The organism is Rossellomorea oryzaecorticis (genome assembly GCF_045897515.1).
Taxonomy (GTDB): domain Bacteria; phylum Bacillota; class Bacilli; order Bacillales; family Bacillaceae_B; genus Rossellomorea; species Rossellomorea enclensis.
On sequence record NZ_JBJOSA010000003.1, the window covers coordinates 171,516 to 188,159 of the forward strand.

The 16,644-nt window shown below is 47.9% G+C and carries 13 protein-coding genes and 1 pseudogene; 1 reads left to right on the plus strand and 13 read right to left on the minus strand.

All coding sequences use genetic code 11. The annotated features are described in order from the left end of the window. Nucleotides 1-2: 2 nt before the first annotated feature. The 11 genes and pseudogenes from ACKA06_RS05070 to ACKA06_RS05120 form a co-directional block, all read right to left on the minus strand. Nucleotides 3-3,235, minus strand: a pseudogene (locus ACKA06_RS05070) (hypothetical protein). Further along, nucleotides 3,232-4,611, minus strand: a complete 1,380-nt coding sequence (locus ACKA06_RS05075) for a glycosyltransferase family 2 protein (protein WP_411159279.1) — start codon at nt 4,609-4,611, stop codon at nt 3,232-3,234. Before ACKA06_RS05075 ends, ACKA06_RS05070 begins: the two are co-directional and overlap by 4 nt. Before the next feature lie 32 nt (nt 4,612-4,643). After that, entirely contained in the window at nt 4,644-5,684 is a 1,041-nt protein-coding gene (locus ACKA06_RS05080; RefSeq protein WP_411159119.1) for a HEAT repeat domain-containing protein, read from the minus strand. A 5-nt stretch (nt 5,685-5,689) separates the two neighbouring features. Beyond that, entirely contained in the window at nt 5,690-7,291 is a 1,602-nt protein-coding gene (locus ACKA06_RS05085) for a diguanylate cyclase (protein ID WP_411159120.1), read from the minus strand. Between the two features lie 352 nt (nt 7,292-7,643). Next, on the minus strand, nt 7,644-7,901 hold the full coding sequence (locus ACKA06_RS05090) for an HPr family phosphocarrier protein (protein WP_032086630.1): 258 nt from the start codon (nt 7,899-7,901) through the stop codon (nt 7,644-7,646). 24 nt (nt 7,902-7,925) lie between these two features. Next, nucleotides 7,926-8,873: a DNA-binding protein WhiA gene (gene whiA, locus ACKA06_RS05095; protein ID WP_032086631.1), complete on the minus strand. Its 948-nt coding sequence runs from the start codon at nt 8,871-8,873 to the stop codon at nt 7,926-7,928. A 60-nt stretch (nt 8,874-8,933) separates the two neighbouring features. After that, the gene (locus ACKA06_RS05100) at nt 8,934-9,890 is read right to left on the minus strand and encodes a gluconeogenesis factor YvcK family protein (protein ID WP_032086632.1); all 957 of its coding nucleotides are present in this window, start codon (nt 9,888-9,890) and stop codon (nt 8,934-8,936) included. After that, the gene (gene rapZ / locus ACKA06_RS05105; RefSeq protein ID WP_032086633.1) at nt 9,887-10,783 is read right to left on the minus strand and encodes an RNase adapter RapZ; all 897 of its coding nucleotides are present in this window, start codon (nt 10,781-10,783) and stop codon (nt 9,887-9,889) included. The genes ACKA06_RS05100 and rapZ overlap by 4 nt, the downstream gene beginning before the upstream one ends. Before the next feature lie 320 nt (nt 10,784-11,103). Further along, nucleotides 11,104-11,562, minus strand: a complete 459-nt coding sequence (locus tag ACKA06_RS05110) for an 8-oxo-dGTP diphosphatase (RefSeq protein ID WP_032086634.1) — start codon at nt 11,560-11,562, stop codon at nt 11,104-11,106. A 470-nt stretch (nt 11,563-12,032) separates the two neighbouring features. Beyond that, nucleotides 12,033-12,749 (minus strand): GDSL-type esterase/lipase family protein, encoded by a 717-nt coding sequence (locus tag ACKA06_RS05115; protein WP_411159121.1) that lies wholly within the window; start codon nt 12,747-12,749, stop codon nt 12,033-12,035. Nucleotides 12,750-12,926: 177 nt separating this feature from the next. After that, on the minus strand, nt 12,927-13,241 hold the full coding sequence (locus ACKA06_RS05120; protein WP_032086636.1) for a MerR family transcriptional regulator: 315 nt from the start codon (nt 13,239-13,241) through the stop codon (nt 12,927-12,929). Nucleotides 13,242-13,404: 163 nt separating this feature from the next. Between ACKA06_RS05120 and ACKA06_RS05125 the strand changes: the two genes are divergently transcribed. Beyond that, nucleotides 13,405-13,554, plus strand: a complete 150-nt coding sequence (locus ACKA06_RS05125; RefSeq protein WP_156416154.1) for a hypothetical protein — start codon at nt 13,405-13,407, stop codon at nt 13,552-13,554. Nucleotides 13,555-13,837: 283 nt separating this feature from the next. Here ACKA06_RS05125 and trxB read toward each other — a convergent pair whose 3' ends face one another. Continuing rightward, nucleotides 13,838-14,785, minus strand: a complete 948-nt coding sequence (trxB, locus tag ACKA06_RS05130) for a thioredoxin-disulfide reductase (protein WP_411159122.1) — start codon at nt 14,783-14,785, stop codon at nt 13,838-13,840. Nucleotides 14,786-14,902: 117 nt separating this feature from the next. After that, nucleotides 14,903-16,411 carry a tetratricopeptide repeat protein gene (locus ACKA06_RS05135; protein WP_214872062.1) on the minus strand — a complete coding sequence of 503 codons (1,509 nt, stop codon included), beginning with the start codon at nt 16,409-16,411 and terminating at the stop codon, nt 14,903-14,905. Nucleotides 16,412-16,644: the final 233 nt, after the last annotated feature.

Genomic DNA, 16,644 nt, shown 5'->3' on the forward strand with positions numbered 1-16,644 from the left:
TTTTATTCCTCCCCTTTTTCGAAAGCTTTCTTCATTTCAAAATAGGACTCTTTCAGCCTCTCATGATAAGAAGGCTCGTTCCATGTTTCCCAAGAGTAATGATAAAATCCGGCAGGTTCCAAATTGTTTGATTTTACTTCCGGATAAGAAAATTCAGATCCTCTATCCGATTCATACAGCCCTATGTTGATGCCGTCAATCGCTTGTCCTGCCTCCAGACCATTTTCCCAGACATCCCCCATCGCTTCTTTCTGGCTCGGATCCTTTATATTCAAGAGCTGCCATGGAATCCTGATTTCATAACGGTCCTTTGAAGGGCTGACACTGATATCAGTAAGAGAGTCATAGTCCGGATCTTCAGGATTGGCCGTCCCGAATGCCAGTTCACCCGTTTCATAGGAGTCAAACGGAAGCACCTTTCCGCCTATGTTCAGTTCCTTGTTCAGCGTAAGTCTGATCCCGTGATACGTTCCATTATCCTTCTGATCCGCATATTTTTCGCGCGGGATCATGCCGAGGACTTCACCGTAATGGTAATGAAACGTATCATAATAGCTGTCCACAAGCAGGCGGGCTTTTTTCCCGCCTTCGATATGCAGGGCAAAATCCACGCCGGAAGTGTTCACCCCCGACACCCCAGGAAGGGAAGACTGTCCCTGTCCGTCCAGGGTATCAAATAGAACGTAGGTGTCTGTTTCGTCCGTGATACGCTCCGTATCAACCCTCACATAGAGGTAGCGTTCATCACTGGTTACATACATCGCACGGCTGCCGGTTGAAAAGGCAGGCTGAATCCCCTTCAGCTCCCAGTCCTCGGGACGGCCGTCCACTTTGATCATCGAAGCCCTGTCCGGTCCGGGATCGAAACTCAGGAGCCCGAACTGCTGCTCGTTCGTCTGGGCATTCGACCAGTAAGGACGCCTGTCGGGGTTGTCGTAGTCCATCGTGTTCCACGTCCGCTTGAACCATTCATCCTGCCATGCAAAGACGAGTCCGCCGGCCGCTCCTTCTTCGACGATATCGTCGAACAGGCGGCTGTTGATCTCTCCCTGTTCCTTTTCAGAATGATGGCCCTGGTCCAGTCCCTGGACATTGCGGTGCGTGAGTCCCCTTGAACCCGGCACCCCGAATTCTGCCACCAAAAGCGGCATCGAATGGGCCTTTTTCATATCATTCAGATAGCCGGCGTAGTTATTCTTCTCACCGCGGTGATCCACGTAGTTCACGTATTCGGGCTCATAATTCAGGAAGTCCGGATAGTAAGGGTAAATATGATAAGAGGCAAATAAGCCTGTGTGCAAGCTGCCGGTCCCCTTCATCACGTTCGGATCCACCGACACCATGTCTTCCGTTTCGGATGGTTCGCTTGGATGGTGAAGCAAGTCTGTCGTCACCCAGTTCGTGAAGCTGACCGGGCGCTGCCACTTATACATCTCCGTTTCATAGCCGACCCCTTCGTCCATCATGCCGGCCAGCCATATTTCGAACGGCTCCGCTTTTTCCGTCGTCAAATATTCCCCTTTGAAATCTTCAAGACCCTTATGCTTTTCGTTCGTGGCAAGGACAACACCCGGATCCCACTCCACACCGAAGATCCAGCCAAGCACATAAGGTGAGATATCCTTGTCGTACACACGTACACACCGGATGCGTGCCCTTTTCTTTCCGGTAGCTCTGCATTCCCGTGAACGAGATCGATCGTACGCTTGATTTCTTCGCGGAATTCGTCCGTATTCTCCCTTGCAAAGGCATCATTCGTTTCCAGGAAGATTTCCTCGTTCACCCACACACCATGGAACAGATAAAGGGGTTCTTCCGCCATTTGGTTATATTCGTAAAAAGCTTCATAGAAAGCAGGCGGATGAATCGTGTAGACTCGCAGTGCATTGGCATTCATGGCGCCGATCTGCTTGAACCACCTCAAATATTCTTCTTTCGTGATAGCCGTCTCACCAGGGAATGAACCGGGCTTTGCAATACCCATGTTCACTCCTTTAATGATAAGGTCTTCCCACTTCCCGTCTTTATTGACCTGGATGTAATCGAAACCTGATTTTCCAGCCATTTTTATACCGTTTTCAGATTTGATTTCCGGTTTTTTCGGCTTCACCCGGTCTTTTCCGTTCTCGATGCGATCAAGGATGCTTGTCATCATAGGGACATACGCCTTCCAGTAAAAAGCAGACAAGTTATCCGGGTTTGACGCTTCGGTCCACTTTCTCCACTTTTGAAGTCCGGCCGTTTGATAGAGATCGGGAACATCCGGATGGTCGGCGTAATCGCCGCTGAAATAATAAGTGTCGTAGAGTTTATTTTCACTGTGAACGACTGCCGGGAATGTTTCGGGCAAACTAAGGGCCCTCAGCGTTTCCTTTCCGGTTTCTGATAGGGATAATGTGTAATTGGCCAGCACATATGCCCCTTCGACCGGATTGACGATATCGAACCAGTAGGAGTAAGGCACCTTCAATTTTCCCCCGAGCTGTTTCTCACCTTCTGAAGTCGTGGAAAAGACGACGCCTTCTTTCCCGATGTCACCCTGATCAAGGATGACCAGCTTGTCGTCTTTGCCGACAAGGACATATCCCGGTCCGCTGAAGGTATAGGATTCCCCGTACTGTTCCTTATAGTTTCCACGGACCCACTCAGGGACCTCACTGCCGTCCAATTCTGGGAAGTAGCGGCCGATCCAGCCGGACCATTGCAGGTTGAACAGTGAATAAAAGGACTGCCGGGTTTCTTCCGTCGTCGGATGTGCCATCGAGTTGAATTCTGCAATGAGCGTTTTGCCGTCCTTCACCGCCATTTGCTTCAGTGCATCCACGTCTTCATCGGTCATACCTCCGTATACTTTGGACGAACGCTCCCCCGATACATTTTCGTTATCGAGGTCTTCCTCGTACACACCGTACGTATCCGTCACATAGACAGCGTCATAGTCTTCAAGAGTAGAAGGCAGTTCTTTCACCGAGCCTCCTCCCGCACCAGGAACGAAGCCAGCGTAATCCTCTTCAAGCTTATAAGGATTTCCGTCCGTCTTCGTATATTTCTGCTGATTCAGAATCCACATCAATCCCTTATGTTCCCGGTACGTCGCGTCCGGCACGGTCTTATCGATGATCAGGACCTCAAGCTCCCGATCCTCCTTCAACTGCCAGAGCCAGAATGGTGAGGAGATAACGAGCACGATTCCGAAAATGAACAGCAGGAATCCATAGAGTTTTAGTTTTGTCATTTTGATACTCCTTTTCTGGCCATCTCTCCCCAGCCTGTCTTTCTGCGCAGCACGTCAAGGATCCCTTCACAGCGCCAGAGGACAGTCAATGGGCGGTACCAGAGTGTTTCCGTCAAAGAATAGAAGAACAGGCGGATGATATCGGACGCCTTCGGATACTTCCGGATGGTCCACTCCTCGAGGAGCACGGAAGCCATCGAAAGGATGGAACCATAGAGGACCGACAGCAGGAATAATAGAATCGCAAATTCGAGGTAGACCCCTCCGAAGAAAATGGACAGGAGCATCACCAAATACCCCATCAGCTCCACCACGGGTCCCAGGAATTCAATAATGAGAAAGTAAGGAATCGACACCATTCCGATGGATCCGTATTTCGGATTGAAAATGAGCCGGCGGTGGATCCAGAGGCTTTCAAACAGCCCCCTGTGCCATCTCCTCCGCTGTCTGCGCAGATATTTCAGCGATTCCGGTGCTTCCGTCCAGCTGACAGGATCCGGCACATACACGATTTTCTTATCAGCTTTCTGCTCTTTCACATACCGGTGCAGCCGCACGACAAGCTCCATATCCTCGCCGACTGTATGAGAGTATCCCCCGGCTTCCACGACCCAGCGCTTCGAGAAGACGCCGAACGCCCCGGAAACGATGAGAAGGAGGTTATGACGGCTCAGGCCGATCCTTCCCATCAGGAAGGCCCGCAAATACTCGATCACCTGCATGACGACAATCGGTGACCGTGACAACCCGACCTTGACGATTTCACCGCTTTCGATCTCACAGCCATTGGCGATTCGTATGCTGCCGCCTGAAGCAATGACTTCGCCGTCTGATTCGATGATCGGCTTCATCACCTTCAGGAATGCCGTTCTTTCGAGGACCGAGTCTCCGTCGATCGAACAGAAATAAGGATAGTTGGAGACGTTGATGCCGGCATTCAAGGCATCTGCCTTCCCGCCATTTTCCTTATCGACGACGAGGAGATTTTTATAAATCCTGGATTGATAGACAGCCTTCACCTGCTTTGTATCCAACTGACGACGGATGACCCATTTTATTTTCACCAGTTGAAAAGACTCGATGAGCTTCTCAAGGGAATCATCGGTCGACCCGTCATTGACTATGATGATTTCATATTCCGGGTATTCAATACTGAGCAGGGACCGGACAGTGGCCATGATCCCGACTGATTCATTATAGGCAGGAACCAGGATTGAAACCGGTTTGGTCTGATGCAGATGCAGCAGTTCCTCATAAGGTTCCCTTTCATCCAGCTGATAGGTCTTCCTTAATTGGACGAAGGAGATCAAGAGTAAAAGAGAATAAAAGGATATGACGAGGACCATATAGCCGAGGACCATCCATCCGATGGCCATCAGGACCCCGCCCCATTGTAATGTCAGCTCCATCATACCGATCCCCTTTCGAGCCATTGTTCAGCCATATTCCTTGCGTAGTGATCTTGATTGGAGGCAGCGACCTGTCTTAGTACCTCTTTGCCTGCTTCCAGCCTTAATAAGCTTTTAGCTGCCTGTGACCGGACGTAAAAGGAATGGTCGGACATAAGGTCTTCAAGATACGGGAGGAGTTCATGGCTTCTGATATACTCGCACGCTTTAATGGCCATCAGGCGCTCCTGCCAGGAAGGCGACAGAAGATGTTTTATCAGAGCTGAAGGCGCAAGGAAATACTCCATTTCCACCATTGCTTTCAAGGCGCGGATACGGATTTCCTCCGCTGGATCATCCAGGAGATTTTCGAGGAACAGGCTGTCCCCCTGCCTGCCCCTGACGCCGATTGAATCGACCAGCGCATAGGCCATCTCTGCGGGTAACTGATTAAACATCGCGATGAATCGATCGAGCTGTTCCCCGGTGAAGGATGTAAAGAGCAGGCTGTAATCAAATTCCGTCAACGGATGTTTGGGTCTGGTCATTTTCCCCATGACCGTTTCATCCTCATTCAGAATATAAATCTTAAGGAGCTGAACCTCTTCACTCTTGGTCAATTTTCTTGAATCATATAATCGATCCAACTCTATGAACATATTTTTCATGTTGAATTCCTCGATCCAGTAGAGGGCATTCATTCTCATGCTCCAGCGCCTATGAGTCAAGCGCGATCGGATATAGGTTCCGAAATGGGTCTCTGCAAACCCCCTGATCCGCTCACCGATCTCGTCACCGCCAAGTACCTTGGCAAAGCCGGCCGTCAATTCTATGAATGCTTTTACCTCGAGCGGTGATTGAAGGCTCAGTGCCTCTTCACCGGCTTCATTGTTGAGATACTGGAAAAGGGGCAGACGGTACTCTTCCTTGTACTGCTCCACCTTTGTCCGTCTGTCATTCTCGAGTACCTTCGTTATGACCAGGTAGCCGAACAATAGAAATAAAATGATCAGTGAGCTGACCAGCACGATAGAGAAATAAAAAATCTCGTTAGCAAACACGTTCTTTACCCCATCCTTTTCAAGATTTGCCTCAGGCGCGCTTCCAGCTCAAGCAGTTTAAATGGCTTTGTCATATAATCATCCGCTCCCAATTGGAGAGATCTTGATATATCTTTTTCGCTGCTGCGAGAGGTCAGCATAAGAACTTTATAGCGATCGGCATCATTCCGGCTGCGGAGCCTCTCCAGGACTTCAAGTCCATCCATTTTGGGCATCACCCCGTCCAGGATCACGAGACAAAGGGATTCAAGGTGCCAATCAGATTCCATAAAAGAAGCTCCGTCATTGAAGCTTTGGATATCATACTGAACATCCTGCTCTGACGGCAGTTTGGAAACGATATCCCTCATAACCGTCCGGATGATCGGATCATCATCGACGATCGCAACCTTGATCGTCTTCATATGTTGTATATCGGTGGATTCCGAATCGAGTTTCACACTATTCCTTCCGTTTTCTTTCACTTCATAAAGAGCTTGATCGGCTAATCTGAGCCATTCATCCATCGGCTTGGACGGATCGGTGATTTCAGCGATGCCTGCAGAAAACGTGCAAGTGAATGCGTCAGGTTCATTAAAAATGTGCCTGCTGAATTCCTGGCGGCACCGATCAAGGAAGGTATAGGCATCTTGACCAGTGGTGCTCAGGCAAAGGACGACAAATTCCTCGCCTCCATATCGGACGATGACATCCTGTCCCCTGGTGTTCTTCATTAAAAATGAAGCAAATTCCGTTAACACTTTATCTCCGGCCAAGTGGCCATATTGATCATTCACCTGCTTGAAATGATCGATATCAAGCACCGCAATGGAAGAGGTTTCTTTTCTCCGCTGCCAGATGCTCTTGACCTGGTCATACGCCTGCGTCAGGTATTTACGATTGTACACATGGGTCAATTCATCGATTAATACCAGTTCTTCGATCTGTTTCTTCCGCTCGATCTGCCTTTTTACCCGAACGATGAATTCATCGATATCAAAGGGTTTTGGGATGAAATCATCCGCTCCCAGTTCATAACATTTCATCCTGGTTTCCTTCCGGTCTTCCACACTGACCATGACAGTTGGTATGAACTGCTGCTTCAGTTTTTGTTTAAAGAAGTCAAGCACCTCGAACCCATCCGTTTCATCCATATAAATATCGATGATGGCACAATCCGGCCTTACATCATAAAAGGACATCACGGCTTTTTGCGGGTTGGCGATCGGCACTACATACCATCCGATGTTTTCAAGCTCTTCTTTCATATACATTAGAAAAGAGGTATCATCATCGACCAAAAGGAGGACTGGCTTATCCCCGTCTTTTTCTCGCATTCCAAGGCGTGCATCTGCCTCCCCTTCCTCCAGGTGGTAATACGCCTCAATGATGTCAAACAGCATGGTTCTCCATTCAGCGATGGCCAGCATCCGGTCATCTCTTTCATCCATCGTGTCCATCAGTTTCCTGGCAAGACCTCCGATGTGATCGAGGCCGAGGGTTGAAGCTGTTCCTGCCAGGGAATGGACAAACCGATAAAGTTCCGTATGGGAAACTTCCGGCTCCGCTTCCCATTTCTCTAATTTCTTTCTGAAGTTATTTAAAAAATGCTTCTGGTATTTTTCCATATCTCATCTTCTGCCTTTTTATTGGAGTACTTTCGGGTGGTGGTCAGTTCACAAGTTTTTACTAGTATACTGCCGTCTTTAATTGTTTAATAGTTTTATTGAAGGTTTGTGCAGTAGGGGTAAGCCAACTGGTTTTCAGTCATGTGCGAATTCCCCTAAAACCTTAATGTAACAAAAAATACCATACACTTCCATGATCTTTTCCCCCTAAAAATGTCAGATTGATGAATCAATATATCCAATCTTCTCCCTTGTCTCGGGACAAGGAGACCTGGGTCCCAGTTGAAAAGTAAGCACAGAAAAAGCCGGCAGCCCCTATTGGGCTGCCGGCTTATCTCATGTGAAGCCGACCCTATCCTTCTTTTCCAACAAACTTCTCAAGCGCCGCGATGGCTTCTTCTTCGTCGCTTCCGTCCGCTGCCAGTGTAATCTCGGAGCCGGTGCTGATCGCGAGGCTCATGAGGCCCATGATGCTTTTGGCGTTCACTTTTTTCCCGTCTTTCTCCAAGAAAATTTCGGATGAGAAGCGGTTTGCTTCCTGGACAAATAGTGCTGCCGGGCGTGCTTGAAGACCCGTTTTCAGTTTGACTTCGACTTGTTTTTCTACCATGATCATTTCTCCCCTTTGTTCGGATTACTTGCTTATTTTCTCACCCGCTCTGATTTTCTCGGCAATTTGATCGATCTTCCGTAAGCGGTGGTTGATTCCGGATTTGCTGATGGTACCGCCTGATACCATTTCCCCCAGTTCTTTCAATGTCACGTCCTGATAGGTTACCCTCAGTTCCGCGATTTCACGCAGTTTGTCAGGAAGGACCCCCAGGCCGACATGCTTTTCAATGAATTTAATGTTCTCTACCTGCCTCAATGCGGCACCGATCGTTTTGTTCAGATTGGCCGTCTCGCAGTTGACAAGGCGGTTCACCGAATTACGCATATCTCGTACGATCCGTACATCCTCAAATCGCAGAAGGGAGTTGTGCGCCCCGACGATGTTGAGGAATTCGGTGATTTTTTCCGCCTCTTTCAAGTAGGTGATGAATCCTTTTTTTCGTTCGAGCGTCTTGCTGTTCAGTCCGAAGGTATTCATCAGTTCTGACAACGCTTCGTTGTGTTCTGAATAAAGAGAAAAGATTTCAAGATGGTAGGAGGATGTTTCGGGGTTGTTCACCGATCCCCCTGCCAGGAATGCCCCTCTTAAATAAGATCTCCTGCAGCATTTCTTCTTGATCAGATCTTCCGAGATATTATGAATGAATGTAAATCCTTCGCCGAGTATTTTCAGGTCTTCAAGGATTTTCTTAGTATCTTCTTTGATCCGGACGATGTAGACGTTGTTCTTCTTGAGACGCATCTTCTTCCGCACCAGAAGTTCCACCGGGGTGTCGTATCCCTTTTTTATCAATGTGTAGATCCTTCTGGCGATTGCGGCGTTCTCAGTCTGGATATTGACGACCAGCGTCTGATTCGAGAAGGAAAGTGAGCCGTTCATCCGGATGAGAGCGGATAATTCAGCATTGGCACAGCAGTCCTTGACCTCGATGTTAGTTAATTCTTTCTTTGTTTCTGACGCAAACGACATCCCCATCACCTCCTAGCAAACGCTTGCACAAGCTACTGTAACAGAAATTTTCTTCTGTCATTATTTGGATTCCATATAGGAATGAATGATTTTCGCTACTGATTCTGTATTGTGGCGTACCAGTCCATTATTATATGACAGGATGTCCTGTGCAAGAACCTCCATCCCCATCGAGTTCAACCGTTCGATATCGAAATGGACGGGACTCGCCTGCTCCTTGTCATAGCGTGCCTGGACTTCACCCGGCACCTGTTTGTTATTAACGAGGATCGCATCGATGCATGAAGAGTCCAAATGCTTTGAAAGAGCTTCTACATGATCGCTTGCCGTGTATCCCAATGTTTCACCCATCTGGGTCATGATGTTGCATATATACAGCTTCTTGGCTTTTGAGCGGCAGACTGCTTCGCCGATCCCCGGCACGAGCAGATTCGGTATGATGCTTGTATAAAGACTGCCCGGTCCCATGACGATCAGATCCGCTTCCGCGATGACCCTCAGCGTTTCAGCAAGCGGCTTGATGTTGTCAGGTTTTAAAAAGACGCGCTTGATCTTTTTGCCCGCCTTCGGGATCGCCGATTCACCCGTCACGATGGTGCCGTCTTCCATCTCGGCATTCAGGATGACGCTTTGATTGGCGGAAGGCAGCACTTTGCCTTTTACATTCAGGACCCTGCTCATCTCCTGGATGGCGTGGACAAAATCACCCGTGATCGAAGCCAGTGCGGCAATGATCAGGTTTCCAAGGGCATGCCCCGAGAGCTCATTCTCTGTTTCAAATCGATGCTGGAACATCTGCTCCACGAGGGGTTCGACCTCTGAAAGTGCCGCAAGCACATTCCGGATGTCGCCCGGCGGAGGGATGTCAAGTGAATCCCGCAGCCTTCCCGAACTGCCGCCGTCATCCGCCACGGTCACAATCGCAGAGAGATCGAGCGGGTGGCGTTTCAGTCCGCGCAGGAGCACGGGGAGACCCGTCCCCCCTCCGATGACGACAACCTTTGGCAATGTGGTCATGGTGTCTGAACAGCCTTTCTTTTTTCGATATCTCGATGAGAGATTTTCGTATGATAATCCTCTTCGAAATGATGCCCGATGTATTCCGCGAGTGCCACGGAACGATGCTGGCCGCCCGTGCAGCCGATCGCCACGACAAGCTGGCTCTTCCCTTCTCGTTTGTAGTGAGGAAGCATGAAGGAAAGCAAATCGGTTACTTTATCAAGGAACTTGTGGGTTTCATTCCATTTCAGCACATAGGTTGAAACCTCTTGATCCAGCCCGGTTTTCGGACGCATGTGGTCGATATAGTGCGGATTCGGCAGGAATCTCACATCGAATACAAGATCGGCATCAATCGGAAGTCCGTGCTTGAAGCCGAATGAAATCACGTTGACCGTGAAAATCGATTTCTTGTTCACCGAAAACTCGGTCAGGATCTTCTCGCGCAATTCCCTCGGCTTCATTTTCGACGTCGTATAAATCAGCTGTGCACGGCCTTTTAATTCTTCGAGCAGCTCGCGTTCCTGCTTGATCCCTTCAAGGGGTAGACCTGACGGGGCAAGCGGATGGGAGCGGCGAGTTTCCTTGTAACGTCTCACGAGGGCTGAATCATCCGCATCCAGATACAGGATCTGCGGCGTCACCCAGGAGGTTTCCGCCAGCTCATCCAGCGCCTTGAAGAGATGGTCGAAAAATTCGCGTCCGCGAAGATCCATCACAAGTGCGACCTTATTCATTTTATTACCGGACTCTTTCATGAGTTCGAGGAACTTAGGCAGAAGAGTCGGCGGCAAATTATCTACGCAGAAAAAACCTAAATCTTCGAAGCTTTGGATGGCGACCGTTTTACCGGCTCCGCTCATCCCGGTGATGATCACTAATTGTACGTCATTCGTAGAACCTGTACTCATACTCTTCCCCCGCTTTATTTTAAAATTTGTGTTTCGCTTCTAAATACCGCAGTTGATTTCCGTGGAAGACTTCGCTTTCCGCGGGTAGCCCGTGAGCCTCCTGTTAGGAGAGTCTATTGTCTAGCTGCAGGGCTTAGAGGCACATGTCATAAGCCAAACCGACCGAGAAGGCAAAGAACGCCTTCCAGGTCGATTCGTCTTATGCCACACGCCTCTGGGCAAAGCCCTTCCGCTTTTCTGATAGGAGTCTTCATCTTCCACTCCAATCAACTGCTGGAACCGCCCAAGATCAAATCACATGTACATATTCTTTTATTTTATCAACTCGGATCCAAGCGGTATGAAAGCAGCTTGAAATCCGGTGTGTACGTGAACGTTCCGTAGATGGTTTTCTTTCCGTGCAGCAGGTAGTCGAGGATATGGTAATCCCCTTCGGCCATCGGCAGGTCCTTGATGTCTTCGAACTTATGCCATTTGATCTTGCCTTCCTCTGATTCCTGAAGGTTCACGCCGTCTGCTTCGGTTGCAAAAAAGGAAAACATCATCCATTCTGAGACGACTTTTTCGCCGTCTTTGATGATAAAGGTGAACACACCTTTCAAATCCGGATTTTTTAAATAGATCCCTGTCTCTTCGCGGTACTCGCGTATGACGGCATCGCGGATCGACTCGCCCGGCTCCATTTTGCCTCCGGGTGCCACCCACCAATTGCGGCGGGGTTTTTGGAGAAGGAGTACTTTGTCTCCATCCAGATATAAGCAATTTGTGACACGCTGCACATCCTTCACCTCTAGTCTGGTTCATTTGGACATTTTCCGTCCTTTTTCATTCCTTTTATTATACTATGATTGCGGACAGGCTACAATGTCTCAGCCTGTGTTGGAGGAAAGGAAGTTCCATTTGGAGGCTCATTCAGGAAAAAATGTCGATTTCTTTATAAAAATATAGGGACAAGCTTCCGCAAATTTCGAGTGATACAGCTATAGTTGAACCACTATAACAGGAAAAAACGGCAAAAAAAATAGACACAGGCGAGTCCTGTGTCGTCAAAGGGATTTATTACTTAAAAAGGGGGTCAATTTCTTACTTTCTATAATACCCGATAATTGTTTCATTCATGTTACAACAGATTTAAAACGGTATTACGGAATTGTTAATTTTGACGAATTTTTATTAAACAAGCGTCGATTTTTGTGAGAATTTGTATAACTTTTGATGAATGAACATTCATTTTTCTGGATGTTTATTCTTAGAAGTCATACTTCTTCATGATTTGATCTGCCATGAGTTCATATCCTTTTCCATTTGGATGGAGGGAATCATGGAAGTATTTCTTCTTATTTTTACCCTTGAATAAAGGATTTGAAGAAACATATTTCACTTTACCATGATTCTTCACTTCTTTCACGATTGTCTGGTTCCACTCATCCACATATGCTTCGATTTTATCACTGTCCCTGTCCGGGTATGGGTTATAGAGCCCGATTACAAGGATCTCTGCATCTTCATTCGTTTTTTCAAGCGTATCAAGAATGAAATTCAAGTTATCCACATATTCTTTCTTCGCTTCCATGATCTTATCATGATGCAGCGGGACCAGTTTGCCTCCGTTGCTTTTGATGAGATCATTCGTCCCGATGTTGACGATGAAGACATCCGCTTCCGTCAGGTCTTCGCTCACGCTCGGTTTCATCATCTGCTTTTGAAGGCCGGATGACTTCTGACCGGGAATCCCGAGGTTCTGGAATGTGTAAAGTTCGTCCGTCTCCTTCTCATTCACTTTTTCTTCGAGGCGGCCGATATAGCCTGTATCTTTGTCATCCCCGTAACCGTACGTCAGGGAATCACCGAGGGCAATGACTCGTTTCTTCGATTCCGATTTGCTTTCATCGGCAAAATAACTGAAATAAATAATTGGAACTAGTGCAATTACGATAATGGGTATGATGATTTTCCATTTTGACATTGATAATCCTACCTTCCTGATCTTGGCTGCTTTTACATGATGAAGTTATTCCCGATTACAGTGGGAAGTAACCTGTATATTTTTGGTATCGCCAAGTTCAGGAGATGGTCGTTCTTTTTTCACACAACAAAAAAGACAAACTCTCCCCCATTTGAGTCTGTCTTTTTAGAAGGCCGATCAGTTTTTCTGGATACCGAACCGTGCGTTTATCTGGCCCTTGATCATTTTCTGCTTCGCTTCTTTTCTCTCTTTTTTAGTCAGCTCGTACTTGATTTCCTTGGTCGTGACACCTTCTTCTCTATGGTCCGCAATTTCCATCAATCGCTCTACGTCGTTGAAAGAGTATTTCCGGTAACCCCGGTTGGTCCGTTCCGGGTAGATGAGATTCTTTTCCTCGTAATACCTGATCTTTCTCTCTGTCAGGCCTGTCAATTCACTGACGACACCGATTGAAATCACTTTTTTGTCCTTATAGGAAGATTCCTGTCCCACACTACCCTCCCCCTCTTACCCCTATTATACATGGGCGGGCGGCGGACCCCGACATATATGTCAGAAAGTCTGACAAAGTTTTCTTCCGTTGGCAGGAAACCTGACAAAGTTGCGGAACCCCGGCGCGGAAGGCTTTACAATACAATCAAAAGGAGTGAATGTCATGCCATTTTTAAGAGAAGCCGTCCAAAAGCAGCGCGAGCATTTTATTCGTCTTCTGGTGAAGAATGGGATTGCAGAAGGACCGGATGTAGAAAAATGGACGCTCACTGAACTTGTGGCTTTGTATGATAAATATCTTAGGAAATCTTGATTGGAGCAGGGAAAGCCGGCAGTTGCATGGCTTGAGCCATTTCCTGCTGAAGCCGATTTTTTGCGAAAAGCTCTTTTCGCATACTTTGTTTCTTGTCATACAAGAAAATACCGGAAATTGGGTATTTTCTGATATCTGTCCACCTGCCGCTTAAACTTGAATTCGAAAAGAGCACGTCCCAAAGTAACATTCAGGCTACTAGCCAATTTACGAAAAGCAGCAATTTTTTAGAAAACAACCTTGCAAAAAAAGCCCTGGGATCCGAGTCCCGGGGCTTCATCCATTAACCGTTTTTGACTTTTTCTTTCAATTCTTCTACATAATGCTGAGCCGCCTGTGCAGCGATGCTTCCATCACCGGTAGCCGTAACGATTTGGCGCAGTTCTTTTTCACGTACGTCGCCCGCTGCAAAGATGCCAGGGACCTTCGTTTCCATTTGTTCGTTGGTCACGATGTAGCCCATGTCGTTTGTGATTCCAAGGTTTTGGAACGGCTTCGTCAGAGGAATCATTCCGATGTAAATGAAGACACCATCCGCCTGGAATTCTGTTTCTTCGCCGTTGTCAGTCGAAACGAGCGTCACGCTGCCGACTTTACCGTCTTTTTCGTTAATTTCCTTGACCGTGTGATTCCAGATGAAGTCGACTTTTTCATTATCGAATGCACGCTGCTGAAGGATCTTCTGTGCGCGCAGCTCGCCGCGGCGGTGAACGATCGTCACCTTGTTCGCGAAACGGGTAAGGTAGACGCCTTCTTCAACGGCAGAATCCCCGCCGCCTACGACGACTAGATCTTTTCCTTTGAAGAAAGCACCGTCACATACGGCACAGTAGGATACACCGCGTCCGCCGAGTTCTTTTTCGCCAGGGACGCCGATCTTCTTGTATTCGGCACCGGTCGAAAGGATGATGGCACGTGCTTTGTATTCCTTCGATCCCGCTTTGACAAGCTTGTAATCGCCCTCGTCGACGATTTCCTTGATGTCTCCGTATGCGTATTCCGCACCGAATTTCTTCGCGTGATCAAACATTTTATTCGACAGGTCCGGACCAAGGATATGGTCGAAACCAGGATAGTTTTCCACTTCTTCCGTGTTGGCCATCTGGCCGCCCGGCACGCCTCTTTCAAGCATAAGCGTTGAAAGGCTTGCACGGGATGTATAAACAGCCGCTGTCATACCGGCAGGACCGGCACCGGCTATGATCACATCATAAATTTTTTCTTCAGACATACTGATATTCTCCTTCCGCAAACGTTCTTGTAAGCATGCTTTATCGTATTCCCCATATAGTATTTACTTGCTATCATTATCCTATAAAAATCAGGGTTGTATCGTCCAAAAATATGCTCATGGAAGGTAGTTTTCCACGACGGTGATGTATTTAGTCAGCGTACTCACAGAAACACTGTAGCTGTCGCACACCTGCTTCTTCGTCACCTTCTCATTTCTGAGGCGGTTCCACACATAATAGGCAGCCGCCGCGAACGCTTTTGTATTCTTGAATGTCTCGCGCTCTTTAAGACCGCGGTAGGCAACCGTGAACCACGTAAGGAACAGGCCAGAATCCACACTCGAAATCGGGTGGTTGGATTCATAGAGGTGCAGCGCGACCTCATGCATATTCTTGATTTCCTGATTCACTTTTATCGAGCTGTTGACATTTCTGTTCAATACGTGGGCGAGGTATACCTTTTCCACAATCGACAGCTCCTCGACGTCGCAGAAATCGGCATGTGTCAGCACGGATTTCTGGTGCTCCGAAACGGATGTGAGGAACAAGCCGAACAGCTTCTCTTCTGTATACTCACTTTGCAGCTTCTTCAGAATAGACGTCACGTGATTCTCGAAGCCCGCCGGACGATCTTCATTCCAAGGCTCGCTGCCCTCTTTTTCAGGATTGATCTCGACGACTTTCTTCCACGCATTGCGCGCCGTCTGAATGCGGCCGGTTTCATAAGCCGAATGGGCAAGCCAGTAATAATAGCTCGCATCCCCTTCAAAACCAATCTTCTGCAGCGACTTCAGCCATTCAAAGGCTTTTTCGGAATGTCCGATCAGTGCGAACGTAGCCCCAAGCTTGAATCTGTGCTCATGAAGGAGCGGGCGGACTTTTTCAAGACCCGTAATCAGCTCATCCAGTTCATCCTGTCTCTTTTGATAGTAATAAAACACAGCCGTGTTGCAGAGTGCATGCAGATTCCCCGGATTCTTCTCCAGCACCTCTTCAAGCGTGGCAGAAGCTTCTTCCACCTCACCGAGATAAAAATAGGCCAGGGCCAGATTGTTGTAGGCTGACCAGAATTCCGGGTATTCTTCGATCACTTTTTTCAATGTATCAACAGCCTTCTGGAAATGGCCGGACTCAAGCAGGTCCTTCGCCTTCTCCTGCTGGACGATCAGATCATCGTGCTCGTAAAGATCTTCCACCGTAAGATCCGAATCAAGCTCGAGCAGTTCGAGAAGATCTTCGGCATCCTCAACGAATTCGCCGTGCTCCGCTTTATCCATGTAGATGCTCACATGATCATACGCTTCCTTGAACAAACCGAGATGCGCGTAGTTGTTGGCGAGGAAGTAATGACACTCCACCATATATGGATCCAGGTTCTTCAGGATCTCATGCAGCAATTCATTCGCACGCTTGAACTCTCCAAGCTCTGTATACACAATCGACAATTGACACGCAATCATCGGTTCAAGCGGTTCCAGTTGAAACGCTCTATTAAAATATTTTAACGACCGCTTTAGCTCGCGGCGCTGATAAGCTTTCATTCCCTTGTTGTAGTAATACTCACCAGTAGGGACAAAAGACAATACCTTGGCTTGCTCACTTATTAGTTTTGACCCTTTTCTCATCAAAGTCCTCCGAAACGTTCATAGTATATCCAGGCTCTTTCCTGCAAGACTTTCAGCGGGGCCGGCCGGCTGGGAGTTCCGTTCGTTTGCTGGGGCCGCTTAGTAGTACCTTTGCGGATAGAGCACGATTATTTAAAGTATTAATCCTATAACTAAGATAGTATAACACACAACAAAGTTGGACTAAACTACCATATTTTGAGGGGATGGGAGTTTGGTATGGGGGTGGCGGT